This window comes from Brevibacillus sp. BD137, from assembly GCF_041644655.1.
Taxonomy (GTDB): Bacteria; Bacillota; Bacilli; order Brevibacillales; family Brevibacillaceae; genus Brevibacillus; species Brevibacillus brevis_D.
This window is the reverse complement of the sequence record NZ_JAOTNO010000014.1, coordinates 34,286-51,371: the sequence shown is the minus strand read 5'-3', so window position 1 is coordinate 51,371 and position 17,086 is coordinate 34,286. Positions and strand designations below refer to the sequence as shown.

Annotated in this window: 18 protein-coding genes; 14 read left to right on the top strand and 4 right to left on the bottom strand. The window is 46.5% G+C overall.

The features are described from left to right. The first annotated feature begins 80 nt into the window (after positions 1-80). From ODZ53_RS24005 to ODZ53_RS23985, 5 genes are all read left to right on the top strand, one after another. Positions 81-1,676: a peptide ABC transporter substrate-binding protein gene (locus ODZ53_RS24005; RefSeq protein WP_372680573.1), complete on the top strand. Its 1,596-nt coding sequence runs from the start codon at positions 81-83 to the stop codon at positions 1,674-1,676. A gap of 128 nt (positions 1,677-1,804) precedes the next feature. Continuing rightward, positions 1,805-2,062, top strand: a complete 258-nt coding sequence (locus ODZ53_RS24000; protein ID WP_007721136.1) for a hypothetical protein — start codon at positions 1,805-1,807, stop codon at positions 2,060-2,062. 41 nt (positions 2,063-2,103) lie between these two features. After that, positions 2,104-2,580: a hypothetical protein gene (locus ODZ53_RS23995; protein ID WP_050763813.1), complete on the top strand. Its 477-nt coding sequence runs from the start codon at positions 2,104-2,106 to the stop codon at positions 2,578-2,580. A gap of 172 nt (positions 2,581-2,752) precedes the next feature. Continuing rightward, the gene (locus ODZ53_RS23990; protein ID WP_372680571.1) at positions 2,753-4,408 is read left to right on the top strand and encodes an N-acetylmuramoyl-L-alanine amidase family protein; all 1,656 of its coding nucleotides are present in this window, start codon (positions 2,753-2,755) and stop codon (positions 4,406-4,408) included. A 14-nt stretch (positions 4,409-4,422) separates the two neighbouring features. Continuing rightward, complete coding sequence (locus ODZ53_RS23985) at positions 4,423-4,971, top strand: GerMN domain-containing protein (protein WP_012684219.1); 549 nt, start codon at positions 4,423-4,425, stop codon at positions 4,969-4,971. A gap of 568 nt (positions 4,972-5,539) precedes the next feature. Here the strand turns inward: ODZ53_RS23985 and ODZ53_RS23980 are convergent. Then, positions 5,540-5,743, bottom strand: coding sequence for a DUF378 domain-containing protein (locus ODZ53_RS23980; protein ID WP_016740804.1), 204 nt, complete (start codon positions 5,741-5,743; stop codon positions 5,540-5,542). Positions 5,744-5,928: 185 nt separating this feature from the next. Here ODZ53_RS23980 and ODZ53_RS23975 point away from each other — a divergent pair, with 185 nt between their 5' ends. The 4 genes from ODZ53_RS23975 to pstB (ODZ53_RS23960) all read left to right on the top strand — a co-directional run bounded on the left by ODZ53_RS23975 (position 5,929) and on the right by pstB (ODZ53_RS23960) (position 9,585). Beyond that, the gene (locus tag ODZ53_RS23975) at positions 5,929-6,864 is read left to right on the top strand and encodes a phosphate ABC transporter substrate-binding protein (RefSeq protein WP_372680569.1); all 936 of its coding nucleotides are present in this window, start codon (positions 5,929-5,931) and stop codon (positions 6,862-6,864) included. An 89-nt stretch (positions 6,865-6,953) separates the two neighbouring features. Next, positions 6,954-7,901: a phosphate ABC transporter permease subunit PstC gene (gene pstC / locus ODZ53_RS23970; RefSeq protein ID WP_012684222.1), complete on the top strand. Its 948-nt coding sequence runs from the start codon at positions 6,954-6,956 to the stop codon at positions 7,899-7,901. Further along, the gene (gene pstA, locus ODZ53_RS23965) at positions 7,902-8,792 is read left to right on the top strand and encodes a phosphate ABC transporter permease PstA (protein ID WP_012684223.1); all 891 of its coding nucleotides are present in this window, start codon (positions 7,902-7,904) and stop codon (positions 8,790-8,792) included. It abuts the gene before it with no gap. Between the two features lie 19 nt (positions 8,793-8,811). After that, positions 8,812-9,585 carry a phosphate ABC transporter ATP-binding protein PstB gene (pstB, locus tag ODZ53_RS23960; RefSeq protein WP_012684224.1) on the top strand — a complete coding sequence of 258 codons (774 nt, stop codon included), beginning with the start codon at positions 8,812-8,814 and terminating at the stop codon, positions 9,583-9,585. Positions 9,586-9,657: 72 nt separating this feature from the next. On the opposite strand, the gene ODZ53_RS23955 is transcribed toward pstB (ODZ53_RS23960), so the two are convergent. Together ODZ53_RS23955 and ODZ53_RS23950 are read right to left on the bottom strand one after the other, a co-directional pair. Further along, a complete protein-coding gene (locus ODZ53_RS23955) occupies positions 9,658-10,041 on the bottom strand; it encodes a hypothetical protein (protein ID WP_372680567.1) in 384 nt (127 codons plus the stop codon). Between the two features lie 60 nt (positions 10,042-10,101). After that, positions 10,102-12,147 (bottom strand): methyl-accepting chemotaxis protein, encoded by a 2,046-nt coding sequence (locus tag ODZ53_RS23950; protein WP_372680565.1) that lies wholly within the window; start codon positions 12,145-12,147, stop codon positions 10,102-10,104. A 230-nt stretch (positions 12,148-12,377) separates the two neighbouring features. On the opposite strand from ODZ53_RS23950, the gene pstB (ODZ53_RS23945) reads away from it, so the two are divergent. Then, complete coding sequence (pstB, locus tag ODZ53_RS23945) at positions 12,378-13,130, top strand: phosphate ABC transporter ATP-binding protein PstB (protein WP_012684227.1); 753 nt, start codon at positions 12,378-12,380, stop codon at positions 13,128-13,130. Positions 13,131-13,194: 64 nt separating this feature from the next. Here pstB (ODZ53_RS23945) and ODZ53_RS23940 read toward each other — a convergent pair whose 3' ends face one another. Continuing rightward, on the bottom strand, positions 13,195-13,533 hold the full coding sequence (locus ODZ53_RS23940) for a winged helix-turn-helix transcriptional regulator (RefSeq protein WP_372680563.1): 339 nt from the start codon (positions 13,531-13,533) through the stop codon (positions 13,195-13,197). A gap of 171 nt (positions 13,534-13,704) precedes the next feature. Between ODZ53_RS23940 and ODZ53_RS23935 the strand changes: the two genes are divergently transcribed. The 4 genes from ODZ53_RS23935 to ODZ53_RS23920 all read left to right on the top strand — a co-directional run bounded on the left by ODZ53_RS23935 (position 13,705) and on the right by ODZ53_RS23920 (position 17,055). After that, positions 13,705-14,328, top strand: coding sequence for an ester cyclase (locus ODZ53_RS23935; RefSeq protein WP_372680561.1), 624 nt, complete (start codon positions 13,705-13,707; stop codon positions 14,326-14,328). 28 nt (positions 14,329-14,356) lie between these two features. Continuing rightward, a complete protein-coding gene (locus ODZ53_RS23930; RefSeq protein WP_199928185.1) occupies positions 14,357-14,908 on the top strand; it encodes an NAD(P)H-dependent oxidoreductase in 552 nt (183 codons plus the stop codon). Between the two features lie 34 nt (positions 14,909-14,942). After that, positions 14,943-15,656 (top strand): SDR family oxidoreductase, encoded by a 714-nt coding sequence (locus tag ODZ53_RS23925; RefSeq protein WP_372680559.1) that lies wholly within the window; start codon positions 14,943-14,945, stop codon positions 15,654-15,656. 106 nt (positions 15,657-15,762) lie between these two features. Next, a complete protein-coding gene (locus tag ODZ53_RS23920) occupies positions 15,763-17,055 on the top strand; it encodes an arsenic transporter (protein WP_372680557.1) in 1,293 nt (430 codons plus the stop codon). Positions 17,056-17,086 lie beyond the last annotated feature (31 nt).

Sequence of the window (17,086 nt, the reverse complement as noted above, 5' to 3'; positions counted from 1 at the left end):
TCTATTTAACATCCAAATTTTTACTTTTTATTGTATACTATTTTTGGAAGATTCTATCAGGGGTTATTGGAGGGTATATGATGAAGAAGAGTGTTTTTATGGTATTGAGTTCGGCTCTCGTTTTGGGCGGAATGATGACAGGGTACGAAGGCGCTGTCCAAGCGGCTGAGCCGAAGGTTTTAAGGATGAATCTGCAATCGGAGCCACCTACAGCAGACCCAGGAATTGCGGAGGATACTACCTCTGGTACGATCATCACGGCTATATTCGAAGGTCTAACACGTCTCGGAAAAGACGGAGAGGTACACCCAGCCGCGGCAGAGAGCTATACCGTTTCTAAGGATGGGAAGACTTATACATTCAAGATTCGTGAAGCAAAATGGAGCAACGGCGACCCAGTAACGGCATATGATTTCGAATATGCTTGGAAACGCGTGCTCGATCCAAAGACAGCTTCCAACTACGCCTACCAGTTGTATTATGTGACAGGTGCTGAAGACTTCAACAAAGGGATCGGTAAAGCGGGAGACGTTGGTGTTAAGGCAATTGACGATAAGACGCTGGAAGTGGAACTGACAAACCCGACACCATTTTTCCCGGAGCTGGTTGCTTTCAAAACATACTTCCCGGTGAACAAGAAGGTAGTCGAAGGCAACAGAAAATGGGCTGACGAGGCAAAGACGGTTGTTGGCAACGGGCCATTCAAAATGGAAACATGGGAACACAAGAGCAAGCTGACTGTCGTAAAGAACGAGAAGTATTGGGATAAAGCCAATGTAAAATTGGATAAGATCGAATTCTCCATGATAGAGGATGAGAATACCGAATTGTCCTTGTTTGATAACGACGAGCTGGATTGGGCGGGTGCTCCAACGTCCGGGCTGCCAATGGACGCACTTCCAGTTTTGAGGGAAGCTGGCATCCTGAAGACACAGCCAATCGCCGGTGCCTACTTTTATCGTTTCAATACAGAGCAAGCACCGTTTACCAACGCAAAAATTCGTAAGGCGTTCGCCTATGCAATTAATCGTGAAAGTATCACTGCCGATGTCCTGCAAGCAGGTCAAGTACCGGCAACAGGCTATGTACCACCGAGCATGGCGTTGAACAAAGACGGTTACTTCAAAGACAATGATCTTGAAGTTGCAAAGAAATTACTGGTAGAAGGTATGAAGGAAGAGGGTATCTCCAAACTCCCTCCAATTACACTCAGCTACAACACATCCGAAGGTCATAAAAAGATCGCAAAAGAAATACAGGCTCAATGGAAGAAAAACCTCGGTGTAGATATCAAGCTCAAAAATTCAGAGTGGAAAGTATACTTAGATGACGTACACCAAGGTAATTATCAAATCGCTCGTGGAGGCTGGCTGGGTGACTTCAATGATCCCATCAACTTCTTGGAAATGTTTCAGGAAAAAGACGGCGGAAACAACGATACACGTTGGGAAAATCCAAAGTACAAGGAGCTCCTGAACCAATCCGCTCTGGAGCAAGACCCAGAGAAGCGCAAAGCAATTCTCATGGAGGCTGAGCAAATCCTGATGGATGAAATGCCAATTATGCCAATCTACTTCTACGTGAACTCTTGGGTGCAAAACGAGAATCTGAAGGATGTCGTAATCGATGGACTGGGTGATATTGATTTCAAATATGCGGATCTTACCAAAAAATAAAAATGCAGGAGAAGAGGGCTATTTTCGTGCCCTCTTCTTTTTTTCTGTCTCATGGACAAATGACCAATCCATTACGTCCTTGGCTACATAGAGTAAAAAGGAACTAACTGCAATTAGGGGGGATACTGATGGATATTGGGTCTTTGCTCAACATTGTGAAATCCATTCCTAAGGAAAAGCTGAGGACAGATGCGGGAATCAAGGAAGTCATTCGTGAAATGGCCAGAAAGTCAGGGAAAAAATTGACCGAGCAAGAGGTTAACAGTTATGCTGCGCAGTTTCGTCAGATGCAGAAAACAGAAAATGTCGGAAGTTTGTTGAATAAGCTTTCGAAAAAAGGTGTCACTGCAAAGGATTTGGAAAATATAAAAAAACGTTTTAGATAAGGGGGGAGAGTGAGGAGGGAGGTGGGATTATCGTTGAGAAAATGAAAGCGAAAAAGAAGCAGGCTGTCCCCAAGAACCCTTTGCTAGAATCGATCAACAAACTTGCGGATGCGCAGCATGCAAACAATGCCCAAATGATGAAAGAAATGAGTCAGGTGCGCCAGGAGCTACAGGATATGAAAAATACACTGGGGCGTCTCAAACAGGCACCTCCAAAAGGTACAGGAGAACGGCGAAGTCTGCTGTTTGGAGGACGACGGAATACCGCCCAAGTGGAAGCTGTACCCCCACCACAAAAGCCTGCCATTTCTATCGAAGATTTACTGCCGCTTTTACCGCATCTAGGCGACGCTATTCCCCAATTGAAAAACCCCAAGGTAGCCGACTCCATTAAGGTACTATCGAATCCAGCTGTGATATCGCTGATCCAGCAATTTCTTGCTAATGGGGGCTTGAACATGATAAAAAAACCGGTTCAACAAGTAAGTAGGCAAGAGAGAAGGGGATTTTTTCGGTAACAAATGCTCAGTTACAAAGACTGTCTCGCGGGGCTTGCGGAGGCGGTCTTTTCATTTTGGTACCAAAAGACTATAAACTTTACAGATCATCCAGCGTCTAATAGAATGGTGAACGTTGCACATTGGCTGACGCCACATAACGAAGAATACAGACATCACGGAGGAGGTCAGGATGAAGAGACGATTTTACCCTCTGCTTTTTGCATTGCTGGTCCTGCTGCTAATCCCCGGTTGGGCGGTTGCAGCAAGCAGTGCCTCAGAGGAAGCTGTCAATCTCGTGATTGGTGGACAAGCAGTAAATGCTGAAGTGCCGCCAGTCATCAAGAATGGGCGCACGTTGGTACCCGTTCGTGTCATCGCCGAAGGGCTAGGTGCAAATGTGGATTGGAATGAGGCTACTCGAACAGCTGTCATTACCAAAGGCACACAGCAGCTCTCCCTTACACTTGACTCCCGTACAGCAGTGTTGAACGGCAAACAAATGAAACTCGATACGCCGCCTGTTATTTCACAAAAGCGTATGCTGCTGCCACTGCGTTTTGTCGGGGAGTCACTTGGTGTTACAGTCGGGTGGGACAACAGCAAGCGTACTGTCATTGCGAACGAAACACCGCAGGTCAAACTGAATGGCAAGGTACCAACCCAGCCGATCAAGCTGTATCAAGTGGAAGACACAATGTACGCGTCCGCACAGGCCGTAGCTGAGCAAGTGGGACAAAAAGGCTTTACGTGGAAAAGACCTGAGCGCGGGATGACGATTGATGATCAGTTGGTCCTCCCATTACGTCAATTGGAGGACGAGCTTGGAGGGTCATTTACGTGGGACAAGAAAAATAGTCAGGTTGAGATCGATCGCCTCAATATTTTGAAAGGTGTATCTGAGAACGGCGACCGTGTTCGTATTGAAACGACCATACCTGTCATTCCGCAGTCCTTTGTGATGACAGGACCACACCGGATCGTCTTGGATCTCCCACAAACCGCATTGGATGATGATTTAATCGATGATCTGAAGCGTCAAGACGAGAAAAATGATAGCGTAGGCGAATCCGAGGAAACGGCCTCCGCTGCTGATGAAGACCAAGGCACAGATTCAGATTCTGACGGACTGAATCAGGCAGAACAAGCAACAGAAGAGCCTCTCATCACTAACCTGCGTTACAGCCAATACAGTGCGTCTCCTGACACAGTTCGCGTCGTTATTGAGCTGAACCAAAAGAGCACGTATGAGCTGGCTTACACGAAAGATGGTATCGAAGTAAAATTGGTGCCAAAACCGAAGAAAACAGGCTACCTGATCGTCGTTGATGCCGGTCATGGAGGAAAAGACCCTGGTACGAAGGGCTCCGCTGGCAACAATGAAAAAGATTACAACTTGGCTGTCTCCAATAAGATTGTGGCTTTGCTGAAGCAATACCCAGAGTTTCAAGTCGTTCCTGTCCGCACGACGGATGTGTTTTATGAACTGTCAGAGCGTGTCGCTGTTGCCAATGAGTTAGATGCCGACTTGTTCTTGTCTATTCACGCCAACGCATTCGAGAAACCGACGGCTGCAGGAACAGAAACTTTCTATTATAATGAAAACAGTAAAGACTTTGCCCAATTGGTACATAAATATTTGCGTGGGGCAACGCAGTTCCCGGATCGAGGCTTCAAGAAGAGCGGCTTTTATGTGATCAAAAACACGAAAATGCCTGCTGTATTGACCGAAACTGGCTTCCTCTCCAATCCACAGGAGAACGAGCAGCTAACGAATCCGGCATTCCAAGATAAAATCGCGAAAGCCATTGTTGCGGCTATTCGTGAATACTACGAGTCTTATCAGTAAGGGGGCTTTACACGATGAAAAAAAGTCGAGTGATCTGGATGGCAGCGTTAGTGATGCTGCTTTTGGCCGGATGTGGGCAAAACGCGACAGAAACACCACAGCCAACCACACCAGTAGAACAGCCATCTGGTTCAAACACTGATCCATCGACAACAGAGCCGACTCTGAAAAAGCAAATGGTCACCGTTTACTATTCGGATAATAATGTGATGGAGCTGCAAAAAGAAGAGCAAGAGATCACGTTTGCAGAAGATATCGAGAAGTACAAAAAGACACTTGCCCTGCTGGAGACGCCTGTAAAGCCAGACGTGCACGTTCCACTGTGGAGAGACTTTAAGTACCATTCCATTACAATCGATAAAGGCACCCTGACGATTGATGCAGATAGCAAAAATAAGTTCAACATGGGTTCAAGTGGCGAGACAATGGCTTTGGATGCGTTGAAGAATACCTTCTTTCAATTCTCGGAAGTAAAGGAGATTGTCTTCTTGGAGGATGGCAAGAAAGTAGAAACGCTGATGGGGCACGTAGATCTCTCCGAGCCACTGAAACGAGACAATTAATCATCACCATAAAGACGGCACACCCTGTTCATCGGGATGTGCCGCTTTTTTTTATAATAACGTGGCTGTCGTGGAGAGAAGAATATTTCCAGTCTAGGCTCCAGGCTACGTCCTGCTGGGGGCTGAGACTGCCCGCTCCGAAGCGATTAGCGGGGAAACGCAAAAGTGGTAGCCGCTTCGTCGCATGGGCACGTTGCGTTTCTTTTGCCCGCTAATCGCATCTCCGCTCGGTAGGACTCCACAAGTCGCTACGTCTGGAAATATTCTTCTCTGTCGTGACTGATTACATTCTTCATTCTTTTAAGGCTTTGAAAATCTCGAATAGCATGGAAAGCTCGTAGAGGAAACAGGAGAAAAAAGCGAAGATCTTTGGTACACCGACTGAGGCGGAATGAAAAAAGCGAAACACGTTCTTAAGCGTCCACCTCTGAAAAACATCCTGAAAGAACTACTTTGGACGCGGTTTCGCTTTTTGCATGGAGGCGGGCAGTGAATCCCTCAGCGGGTGGGACAAGAAGCTGAGCGTTTTCTCCTGTTTCCTCCTCTCCTCAACAGCCGGACACAGTGTTTATGATGTTGGCGTTTCTTCCCGATCCGTGAATAGAAACTTGATGGCATACACCCCAAACAAGCCTACCAACGTATACACGATTCGACTTACGATAGACTCCGCTCCACCAAACAAGCTTGCGACTAAATCGAATTGAAATAACCCGATTAACCCCCAGTTCAGGGCTCCGATGATCACAAAAAGCAAGGCCAAACGTTCCACATGGACACCCCCACCAAAAGAATAGGGACATTATTCCCATGTTTGCGCCGTTTTACAACAGGAATCCTGGGATCTTTAAGAAAGCTTTACATTCACAACATAATACGACAACATTCCCGCTGTATAGTTTGTACTTGTAAGAGAGAAAAAAACAAACCGAACCTTTTAAGGAGGATTTTCATCCAATGAAAAAACTCAGCAAAATGTTTATTGCGCTGACATGTGTAGGGGCATTACTCGCGGGGTGCGGAAGCGGCAACACTGCGCAGACACAGACACCAGCACCGGCGCAAAAACCAGCCCAGGAGCAAAGCAACTCTGGTTCGACAACAAAAACTTCCGGTGAACCTGTCACAGCAGTGGGTTCTACCGCTTTACAACCTCTGGTCGAGCAAGCGGCCAAAGACTTTATGGCAAAAAATGCAGGCGCACAAATCCAAGTACAAGGCGGAGGAAGCGGCACAGGCTTGAGCCAAGTAGCAAGTGGTGCAGCAACGATTGGTAACTCCGATATTTTTGCAGAAGAGAAAAAAGGCATTCCAGCAAACGAACTGGTAGACCACAAAGTATCGGTTGTCGGAATGGCAGCAGCGGTAAGCCCAAAAGTAAAAGTGGACAACTTGACCAAGCAACAATTGATCGACATCTTCACTGGAAAAATCACGAACTGGAAAGAAGTTGGCGGCGATGATATGAAGATCACGCTGGTTAACCGTCCGAAATCTTCCGGAACTCGCGCGACATTCAGCAAATTCGCTTTGGATGGCAAAGAAGAAGCAGAAGGTATCACAGAGGATTCCTCCGGTACTGTTCGCAAAATCATTGCAGAAACACCAGGTGCAATTGGTTACTTGGCACTGTCCTACTTCAATGACACTGTAAAAGCTCTGAAATTGGATGGCATGGAAGCAAACGCAGAAAACATTACAACGAACAAATATCCAGTATGGGCGTACGAGCATATGTACACCAAAGGTGAAGCAACTGGCGATGCAAAAGCATTCCTCGACTTCATCCTGACTGACGAAGTACAAAAGAAAACTGTTACAGAATTGGGCTTCCTGCCAATCACAGACATGAAAGTGGAACGTGATGCAGAAGGCAAAGTAACTCAAAAATAAGCGTTATCATCAACAGCAAAATAGAGGGGTAGGGGGGCCTTCCCCTCATTTTGCTTGCGTACAGTCGTTTTCTTTCCAGGAGGGAGAACATGAGCCATCGTACTGAAGGGATAAATACAGAGCGTAAATCGATGATTGCGCAAAAAATGCTGACAACGAACAAGCGTCAAAAAACAGAGAATATTACTGGCAGAACCATTGCGATGATTTGTGCGGGTTTGCTCGTTATTGTGGTTTTATCGATCACCTATTTTATTGCTTCAAAAGGGCTGTCGACGTTCTTTGTCGATGGAGTAAGCTTCAAAGAATTTTTAACCCACGTTAAATGGGACCCAGAAGGCGAGCCATCCTCGTATGGTGTGTTGCCGTTTATCCTCGGTTCGTTTTTCGTAACGGCACTGGCTGCTTTGATTGCCGCGCCACTCGGAATCGGCGCCGCTATTTTTATGACAGAGATCTTTCCTGGCTTCGGGAAAAAAGTATTGAAGCCGGTTATCGAGCTGTTGGTTGGTATTCCATCGGTCGTTTACGGTTATGTCGGACTAACTTTACTTGTTCCTTTTATTCGCGAACAATTTGATGTTCTTGGCTTCAGCTTATTGGCAGGGGGACTTGTTCTTGCCCTGATGATTTTGCCAACCATTACGAGTGTGGCAGCAGATGCAATTGAGGCAGTTCCGCAAGATTTGCGCAATGCTTCGCTCGCACTGGGTGCTACTCGTTGGCAAACGATTTGGAATGTCGTGTTGCATTCCGCACTTCCTGGCTGTTTGACGGCCATTGTTTTGGGAATGTCTCGCGCCTTTGGAGAAGCTTTGGCTGTGCAGATGGTTATCGGTAACACAACGAAGCTGCCAAGCGGTTTGTTCGAACCAATCAGTACGCTCACTAGCGGTATTACATTGAACATGGGGAACACGATTCAAGGAACTCCGTATAACAATGCTCTCTGGTCAATGGCTTTGCTGCTCTTGGCGATGTCTTTCATCTTTATCGTGATTTTGCGCCTGTTGGGCAGAAAGAGGTTGGCAAAATAGATGAAAGCGAGACTGATGGACCGCGCTGCTACTGTTGTTTTGACACTGATTGCCGTACTGATTATCGGTACCTTGGTGGGATTATTGGGCTTCATTCTCTCACAAGGCTGGCATAAGCTGAATCTCGACTTTTTGACCTCTCCGCCGGATATTGTCAATGCGGGTGGCGGTATTGGACCACAGCTTTTCAACTCGTTGTACTTGCTGGTCCTAACTATGCTGATCGCGTTGCCGCTCGGGATCGGAGCAGGCATTTATATGGCTGAATATGCGCCGGATAACAAGATTACACAGTTTATCCGCATGAGTATAGAAGTTTTGTCTTCCCTTCCGTCTATCGTAGTTGGTTTGTTTGGATTGCTCGTGTTCGTAAATATGACAGGCTGGGGCTATACCCTGTTTGGTGGGGCACTTGCGCTGACGGTATTTAACCTGCCACTCTTGGTTCGTGTAACAGAGGATGCACTGCGCAACGTACCACGCAGTCAAAAGGAAGCGAGTCTCGCGCTTGGTATTACCAAATGGCGTACCATCGTGTCTGTCATCCTTCCAGCAGCACTCCCAGGTATCCTTACAGGGGCCATTCTGGCTTCTGGCCGTGTATTTGGGGAAGCGGCTGCCTTGCTGTTTACGGCAGGGATGTCTTCACCAAATCTGGATTTCACCGACTTCTCGATGAACAGCACAACATCACCTCTGAATCCGTTCCGTCCTGCCGAGACCCTGGCCGTTCATATTTGGAAGGTAAACAGCGAGGGGCTGACACCGGATGCACGTGATGTCGCAGATGGCGCGGCTGCTGTTCTGATTATTGCCGTCTTGCTCTTTAACCTTTCCGCTCGTTGGTTCGGGAATTGGGTTTACAAAAAGATGACGTCAGGATCAAACTAAGAAGAGGTAGGTGGCAGCCATGTCCGTACTGACCATGCAAGAAACGATCATTCAGACGAATAACGTGAATGTATACTACGGAGAGAAGCACGCCGTAAAAAATATATCCATGGATATTGAAAAAAACTCCGTGACGGCCTTTATCGGCCCATCCGGATGCGGCAAATCGACGCTTCTGCGGAGCTTGAACCGGATGAATGATCTGGTTCCTTCTTGTCGGGTAGAGGGTTCCATTATTGTTGATGGTATCGACATTAACAGCTCGCAAGTAAACATCGAGAGCCTGCGCCAAGTGGTAGGAATGGTGTTCCAACGAGCGAATCCATTTTTTAAATCGATCTATGAAAACATCGCTTTTGCACCGCGTTTCCATGGGATGACCAATAAACGTGATTTGGACGAATTGGTTGAGTCGAGCCTGCAAAAAGCAGCGCTTTGGGATGAGGTTAAGGATCGCCTTCGCGACTCAGCGCTCTCCCTTTCTGGTGGACAGCAGCAAAGGCTTTGTATCGCGCGTGCAATTGCGATGCAGCCAACCATTTTGCTGTTGGACGAACCGGCTTCCGCTCTCGATCCGATCTCTACCATGAAAATCGAAGAGCTGGTCATGCAGCTAAAAGATGAGTATACGATCGTGATCGTTACCCATAACCTTCATCAGGCAGCGCGAATTTCTGAGAAAACCGCCTTCTTCCTGATGGGTGAGCTAATCGAGATGGATGAGACAGGAAAAATCTTTACATCGCCTGAAAGCGAAAAAACCGAAGATTATATTAGCGGACGTTTTGGATAAGTGAGAATAGAAAAGAACACGAAGCCCTCCCAAGCAAATCAGCTTGCAGGAGGGCTTCGTGTTCTATTGGTTTCAGATTTTCCGTAGATATCGTGAATAAAAACCATAGTAGGTAATAAACAGACCCAAGAAGAAGAACGCGATGACAGTGCCGTAGTCTTCGCTGGAAGCTTCATAGCCTACAACAGCTTTTACACCATATTTGATAGCCATATAGATAAGGGCAAAAGCAAGTAAAAATCCATACCTGTACCATTTGCTTTGATCCTTCATGTTCTCGCTTTTGACCTTCATCAAGTATCGAACATAACCGACTATCAAGCCAACAAAAAATATCGCCACAAACAAGTAACGCAGATAGTGGCTTTGATCAAAGATCTTGATAAAGGTTACGAGGGACATTGCTAGCAGTACAAAAAGGGCAATAACATAAAAGTGAATGGAACGCTTATCCAAGGTCCAGACATCCCCTTTCGCAGGATAGGTTTGTAAAGAGTTCACATTCACTTTATGATATCATGAATTTTTCAAAGAAAGGGTTGGTTCTCCCGCTCGAAAAAATTTAATGGTTTGTTCGAGATCTTCTACGATTTCTGTCAGGCGCAGGGAGTCATCGAGAAATTGCTCCGATAAGGATAGACTTTCTTGATTGGCGGCTACAGCTTGCTGTGTGCCTGATACTACTTGCTGTGCAGAGGCAGACAGATTGTCTACCCGCTGTGAAATGGCTAGGCTCTGTGTCGAGATTGTTCCTGTGAGCATTCTGATCGATTCAAATTGGGCAGTCAACGCTTCGCTGAGCTGGATCGTATTGTGGAAGATAGAAGCAGCCTGGTGCAAGGTTTGGATGCCATTTACAGTAGCGTGATCGGTTGTTTGCAAGCAGGCGGCTACATGCTCCATTCGTTCTTCCCCTGATTCAATTACCTTTTGAATACGGGAGGATGCCTCTTCTGTCTGGTCGGACAGCAAGCGAATTTCGTCTGCTACGACGCTGAAGCCGATCCCAGCTTGTCCAGCCCTGGAAGCTTCGATTCGAGCATTGAAGGACAAAAGCTTGGTTCGCTTGGAGATAGCGGAAATCAGACCGAGCATTTCGTTGATGTCGCCCATGCTCTCTCTCATGGAGGACATAGCATGCATAGATGCCTTCATATCTTCCGAGATACTGTGCATATTTTCTTTTAGTAAATCGATGGAGGTTGCTGCTTTTGCATTTTGCTGACGTGATTCCTGGCTTTGTACAATTGCTTTTTCCATGGAGTCTGTGATCCGAGACATTTCTTGTGTAATGCCGGCCATCGTGGCGTGGATATCATCGATTTGCTCCTGCTGATTGTCCATTTCTTGGGCAAGCCGCTCTGTTACGGATACGACTTCTGACTGCATGGCGTGAGAATGGCGGGACCCTTTTCCTACATGATCAGCTACTTGTTTGACGTCTGAGATGACATACTGGATTTTACCGATGATCGTCCGGATTTGTTCACTCATTCGATTGAAGCTGTCAGCCAGCTGACGAATTTCATCATTGCTTTGTACGTGCATGGTTTGCAGCAGATCTCCCTCGCTAAAGGCGGACATTTTTTGTTGTGCTTCCTTAATCGGCTTGATGATTCGGCGAACGTACACATACAGCATCAGGGCGAGTGCAGCGAGTCCGACGAGTGAGACGGCCAAAATAGTTAGCTGAAGGCGACGGACCTCTTGCTTTACCTCGGATACCGACTGTGCGACGATCACTCCCCACTTTAGCGAAGGGGCAAATTGATAGGCGGCAAAAGAGTCCACCCCATTGATCCTACTCGGCTCGTACCCAGATTGACCGGCGATGACGTTTTGTACGATGGCAAGCTCAGTAAGTAGGGGGCGCTGCAACGCATAGGATTGATCGGGATGAGCGACCAGCTTGCCTTGTTGATCAACGATCATGGCATATCCGGTTTCCCCCAGTTTGATCTGGCCAATGGATTCGCTCAGCTTCGGAACAGAGACGAATGCCACGACGACGCCTACAGGCTCCTCGTCTTCATTGCGCAAAGGGAGTGAGACGGCTATCTTTGGAAACTCCGTCTTGGAAAACTGGAAGACATCTGAGACAAAAACCCCCTGCTGCGGTTGATTCAATGCTCCCTCATACCAGTCCATTTTTCGCGGATCGTAGGAACTGTCGAGAGGTGATCCCGGAAAGGTCAAATACTTTCCGTCTGTGGTGACGATCTGTAATTCGGAAATCGTAGAATTGCTGGTGGACAAATCAGTAAAAATGCCAAAGATCTGACTGTTAGTGATCTTGCTGTTTTTATAAGTGGAGGCAAATGATTGCAAGGCGGTTACGATGTCATAGACCCTGCTATGTACTTTCTGTAGAGCTGCACCTGATGCTTCGTGTAATTGCTGCTTTGTTTTTTCATTGAGTGTGGCTTCGGATTGATAGCTGATGAAGAAAGCGGCAATTGCCATCATGCAGACAACCATTCCCATGATTCCTGCGAACAGCCTGGTGAAAATTGAACGATAATGAAACGACGAGCGACCCCACGGTTTTCTTATGTCTGGCATTAATTGTTCTCCCCTTAACAAAACGTTCAGCTTTATTGTAGGGGGTACCTAGAGGAGCGTATATGCTTTATCGACAAGATTTACCATAAATTAATGTAAGATGACCTATGTAAAAAGTCCTAAGTCGAAATCTTTATCGAAACTTAATAAACACCACACGGAAACCTAACATTGATGCGCTATAGTGGGGAAGTAAAAGGACGTAACAACCACGAAGGAGCGAAGACCGTATGAGTGTTATTTCGGTGAGAGAGTTGAATCTCTTCTACGGTAATAAGCAAGCCCTCTATCATATAAATCTGGATGTAGAGTCTGATTCCATTACAGCCTTAATTGGTCCATCAGGCTGCGGTAAGTCTACATTTTTACGGACGTTAAATCGAATGAACGACTCTGTACCGAACACCAAAATTACGGGAACGGTAAAAGTATTCGACGAGGATATTTATAGCTCTCGTGTAGAAGTTGAGCGACTTCGCAAAAATATCGGCATGGTGTTTCAGCATCCGAATCCATTTCCGAAGAGCATCTATGACAACATCACGTACGGGCCGAGACTCCATGGCATGAACGATCGTAACAAGCTGGACGAGCTGGTAGAGACAAGCCTCAAGGCAGCAGCCCTTTGGGATGAAGTGAAGGATGTACTGAAAAAGCCAGCAACAGGGCTTTCCGGTGGACAGCAGCAACGCCTCTGCATCGCACGGGCACTCGCTGTTCAGCCACAGATTATTTTGATGGATGAGCCAACCTCCGCCTTGGATCCGATTTCGACAGCCAAAATCGAAGAGCTGTTGGAAGAGCTGAAGAACCGCTATACAATTGTAATCGTTACGCACAACATGCAGCAGGCGGCACGTATTTCCGATAAGACTGCGTTTTTCTTGAATGGCGAGCTAGTCGAGTTTGACAGTACCCCGACGATCTTCCAAAATCCTCGTGACAAAAGAACAGAGGATTACATTACCGGACGTTTCGGATAATTCAATAGGCATGATGGTAAAAGAGCGGACTTTTGAGGTCCGCTCTTTTTGATTTGAAAAACGTTTATAAATGTAACCCAAATCTCTTTAATTCAATGAAAATACCTTCCAATCGTTTCCCCTTCTCCGTTAACGTATATTCCACGCGGGGAGGGACTTCCGGAAACACTTTCCTCTCCAGTATGCCGTGCTCCTCCAATTCCTTCAATCTGAGCGACAGTGTTTTTGGACTAATCCCATCCATGGATTTCAGCAGGTCGCTGAAACGCAGCGTTCCTTCGATAAGCAGGTCCCGAATGATTAAAAAGGTCCATTTGGTCCCGATTACGTCAAGCGTCTTGGCAATGGGGCAAGATTGGCCTGGGGTTCCTTTGTTCAGTTCGATTGGCTCAAGAACGTTCATCGGAATATCCTCCAAAAAAATTATTAGGGTTTTTGGCTATTATAGCGCAATAGTATCTTTTCGGAAACTATATGAAATAAATATCACTACTTCCATAAATGAAGTTAGTGTCATTACAATAGCAATGTAAACCGATACTTCCCCTCTAAATAAGGAGCTGATTAGAACGACATGATTCCACTTACCAAAAAAATGAGTTCGATAGCTGGTATTGCTGTCATCTTCGGGACGATGCTGTTCACGACAGCGTGCGCTACTGATTCGAAAACGTCTGCTTATGATAAACAAACGGCTGTGTTGTCCGCCAAGACAGACGTCCAACTATTGAAGGATCTTCCTCAACCCGTTTCGATGACGATTGATTCCTCTTTGGATTCAACGAAAGCTACCGAGATGGTACAGGCTGCACAACGTTTCTACGGATTCTGGAACACTGGGAATGAGGATCTCATTGCACAAACCGTTTCCCCAAGTTTCATAGATAACACGTTGCCGAAAGGAAGACCGCAAGGCCCCGATGGCTTGTTATTCGCTTCCCGCAACTTCCGTAAAGCAGTTCCCGACTTGCAATGCAAGATTGAGGATTTACTGGTAGTGGGGGACAAGGTGACAGCTCGTCTTTCCTTTACGGGTACGAGCAAAGGCGAGTTTATGGGAAAACCTCTGGCCGGGAAGCCCATTCAATTTATGGCAATTGATGTTTTGCGCATCAAGGATGGGAAGCTCATTGAAGACTGGCACCTGGAAGACAATTTAACTTTTATGCAACAAATTAGCGTTTTAGCGGAAAATTGAACGTCCTAACATAAAGGAGATGGAAAAAATGAAAAAAATCCTTATCATCAATGGCCATCAAAAATATGGCTCATCAGAGGGAAAACTAAACCAAACGTTGACGGATCATATGGTGAGTCTGCTCGAAAAAGAGAACCATGTACGAACTACCATTATTCAAAACGGATACCAAATCGAAGAAGAGCACGAGAAATTTCTCTGGGCAGATATGGTCATTTATCAAACCCCCATTTACTGGTTCAGTGTCCCTGGCTTAATGAAAACATATATGGATGAAGTATATGCCTACGGCTTGTTTTTTAAGGGGGCTAATCAGTACGGTAGAGGCGGTTTATTAACCGGCAAAAAATATATGTTTTCAACGACTTGGAATGCTCCAGAAAAAGCATTTAACGATCCGACCCAATTTTTTAATGGAGAAAGCCTGGAGGATGCAATCAGCCATTTGCACCGCGTACAGGAATTTTTAGGCATGCAACCTGTAAAGAGCTTTGCTTGCTATGATGTCATCAAAAATCCCCAGATCGACCGTTTTGTATCAGAACTCGAGGAGCATCTCAAACAGGTATTGAGTTTCTAATAAAAACCTCAAAATAAAGGGGAGAGATCTTATCATGTTGCACAATCAAAAGATAGTCATCATCGGCGGAAGCTCCGGAATTGGTTTGGAGACCGCCAAACAGGCAGTAGCGCTAGGAGCAGAAGTGATCATTGCCAGCCGCTCCGAAGAGAAATTGCAAAAGGCAAAAGAGAGTCTGGGCTCCAAAGCCTCGGCGTATACGCTTGATATCACCGATGAGCAGCAGGTTCAGGCCTTTTTTGAAAAAGTAGGTACGTTTGATCATCTGGTCGTCAGCGCAGCGGAAACATCAGGTGGTTCATTTCTTCAAACGGATACAGCCCAAGCGCGGAAGCTGTTTGACAACAAATTTTGGGGCCAATACTACGCAGCGAAGTACGGAGCAACGAAGATTTCCACAAACGGTTCCATCACCTTATTCTCCGGAGTTGTCGCCTACAAAGCGATGATTGGTTCCTCTGCCCTTGGTGCAGTCAATGCGGCAGTTTCGAATCTGGGGCAAACCCTCGCCCTGGAACTGGCACCAATCCGAGTAAATATCATTTCACCTGGCATTATTGATACACCATCACGCAGCAAAATGCCTGAAGACATGCGCGAAAATTTCTATGCAACGTTGGCAGACAAGCTTCCTGTGAAGCGAGTTGGACAAGCAAAAGACGTCGCACAAAGTGTACTATACCTACTCCAAAATAGTTTTGTTACCGGAACTGTACTTCATGTAGAAGGTGGCCACATTTTACTTTAAAGGATTCCATTACTTGACGTTTCAGATCATTTCAATTTGTAGTATGGTAGGAGAGCGGACTTTTCGAGGTCCGCTCTCTTTGGTTTTTGGAAAGGAGATACTTGCAGTGGTTTGGATTTCATTTTTCCTTTTTCTGATCACGTTGACATTGGTTATCTGGCAACCACGGGGGCTGTCGATTGGTTATCCGGCTGTTGGTGGTGCACTGTTGGCGTTGGCGATTGGGGTAGTCACGATCGGTGATGTTGCAGAGGTGACCTCCATTGTTTGGAATGCGACGCTGGCTCTAATCGGGATTATTATCATCTCGCTCGTATTGGACGAAATCGGTTTTTTTGAATGGGCTGCGCTCCATATGGCTCGTTTTTCCAAAGGGAATGGGCGGCTTATGTTCGTTTATGTAATCCTGCTTGGTTCGCTCGTATCCGCTTTGTTTACGAATGATGGGGCTGCCTTGATCTTGACACCGATTGTGTTGGCACAGGTGCGGGCACTGAAGCTGGATGGGAAAACGGTTTTGGCATTTGTCATGGCGAGCGGGTTCATTGCAGATACGAGTTCTTTGCCCTTTGTGATTAGTAATCTGGTGAATATTGTTTCCGCTGACTATTTTGATATCGGCTTTGCTGCGTATGCGGCCAAAATGATCATTCCGACTTTGTTTTCGATTGGTGGAAGTTTGCTGGTTTTGTACCTATATTTTCGCAAAAGCATCCCAGCGCAGATAGACCTTTCCCATCTGAAAAATCCGGAGGAAGCGATACGCGACCACAGAATGTTTCGCTTGTCGTGGCCGATTCTTGCGGTCCTGTTGATTGGTTTTTTTATTAGCGAGTCCATCCATACGCCCGTGTCTATCATTATTGCGGGGGCAGCCATCATTTTCTGCTTGGCTGCAAGAAAAAGTGAAGCGATCGCCATACGGCGGATTATGAAAGAAGCACCGTGGGTAGTCGTTGTTTTTTCGATTGGCATGTATGTCGTGGTGTGGGGGCTGCACAACGCGAAATTGACTGACTTGGTCAAGGACGCCTTGGATTGGTTCATGGCGCATGGTTTATTGGCAACGACCTTGGGAACAGGCTTTCTGGCTGCTGCTCTTTCCTCTGTCATGAACAACCTCCCGACAGTCATCTTCAACGCGTTGGCAATTGCAGGGACACAAGCAGATGGAGTGTTGCGGGAAGCAATGATTTACGCGAATGTGATCGGAAGCGATTTGGGGCCGAAAATGACGCCGATCGGATCGCTTGCGACCTTGCTCTGGTTGCACGTCTTGAGACGCAAAGACGTGACGATTACGTGGGGGCAGTATTTTCGGACAGGGGTTATTTTGACCGTACCGACATTGATGTTCACCTTGCTCGGTTTGTATTTGACATTGGTTTATTTTTCATAGGGAATGAAAAGCCTGCTGGCTAGTAGCAGGC

Excerpts from the sequence above, each read along its gene's own strand:
- pstC (WP_012684222.1), top strand. The coding sequence starts at position 6,954 with ATGAGCCATCGTACTGAAGGGATAAATACAGAGCGTAAATCGATGATT.
- pstB (WP_012684224.1), top strand. The coding sequence starts at position 8,812 with ATGTCCGTACTGACCATGCAAGAAACGATCATTCAGACGAATAACGTG.
- ODZ53_RS23935 (WP_372680561.1), top strand. The coding sequence starts at position 13,705 with ATGATTCCACTTACCAAAAAAATGAGTTCGATAGCTGGTATTGCTGTC.
- ODZ53_RS23975 (WP_372680569.1), top strand. The coding sequence starts at position 5,929 with ATGAAAAAACTCAGCAAAATGTTTATTGCGCTGACATGTGTAGGGGCA.
- pstB (WP_012684227.1), top strand. The coding sequence starts at position 12,378 with ATGAGTGTTATTTCGGTGAGAGAGTTGAATCTCTTCTACGGTAATAAG.
- ODZ53_RS23940 (WP_372680563.1), bottom strand. The coding sequence starts at position 13,533 with ATGAACGTTCTTGAGCCAATCGAACTGAACAAAGGAACCCCAGGCCAA.
- ODZ53_RS23995 (WP_050763813.1), top strand. The coding sequence starts at position 2,104 with ATGAAAGCGAAAAAGAAGCAGGCTGTCCCCAAGAACCCTTTGCTAGAA.
- pstA (WP_012684223.1), top strand. The coding sequence starts at position 7,902 with ATGAAAGCGAGACTGATGGACCGCGCTGCTACTGTTGTTTTGACACTG.
- ODZ53_RS23950 (WP_372680565.1), bottom strand. The coding sequence starts at position 12,147 with ATGCCAGACATAAGAAAACCGTGGGGTCGCTCGTCGTTTCATTATCGT.
- ODZ53_RS23925 (WP_372680559.1), top strand. The coding sequence starts at position 14,943 with ATGTTGCACAATCAAAAGATAGTCATCATCGGCGGAAGCTCCGGAATT.
- ODZ53_RS24000 (WP_007721136.1), top strand. The coding sequence starts at position 1,805 with ATGGATATTGGGTCTTTGCTCAACATTGTGAAATCCATTCCTAAGGAA.
- ODZ53_RS23985 (WP_012684219.1), top strand. The coding sequence starts at position 4,423 with ATGAAAAAAAGTCGAGTGATCTGGATGGCAGCGTTAGTGATGCTGCTT.
- ODZ53_RS23930 (WP_199928185.1), top strand. The coding sequence starts at position 14,357 with ATGAAAAAAATCCTTATCATCAATGGCCATCAAAAATATGGCTCATCA.
- ODZ53_RS23990 (WP_372680571.1), top strand. The coding sequence starts at position 2,753 with ATGAAGAGACGATTTTACCCTCTGCTTTTTGCATTGCTGGTCCTGCTG.
- ODZ53_RS24005 (WP_372680573.1), top strand. The coding sequence starts at position 81 with ATGAAGAAGAGTGTTTTTATGGTATTGAGTTCGGCTCTCGTTTTGGGC.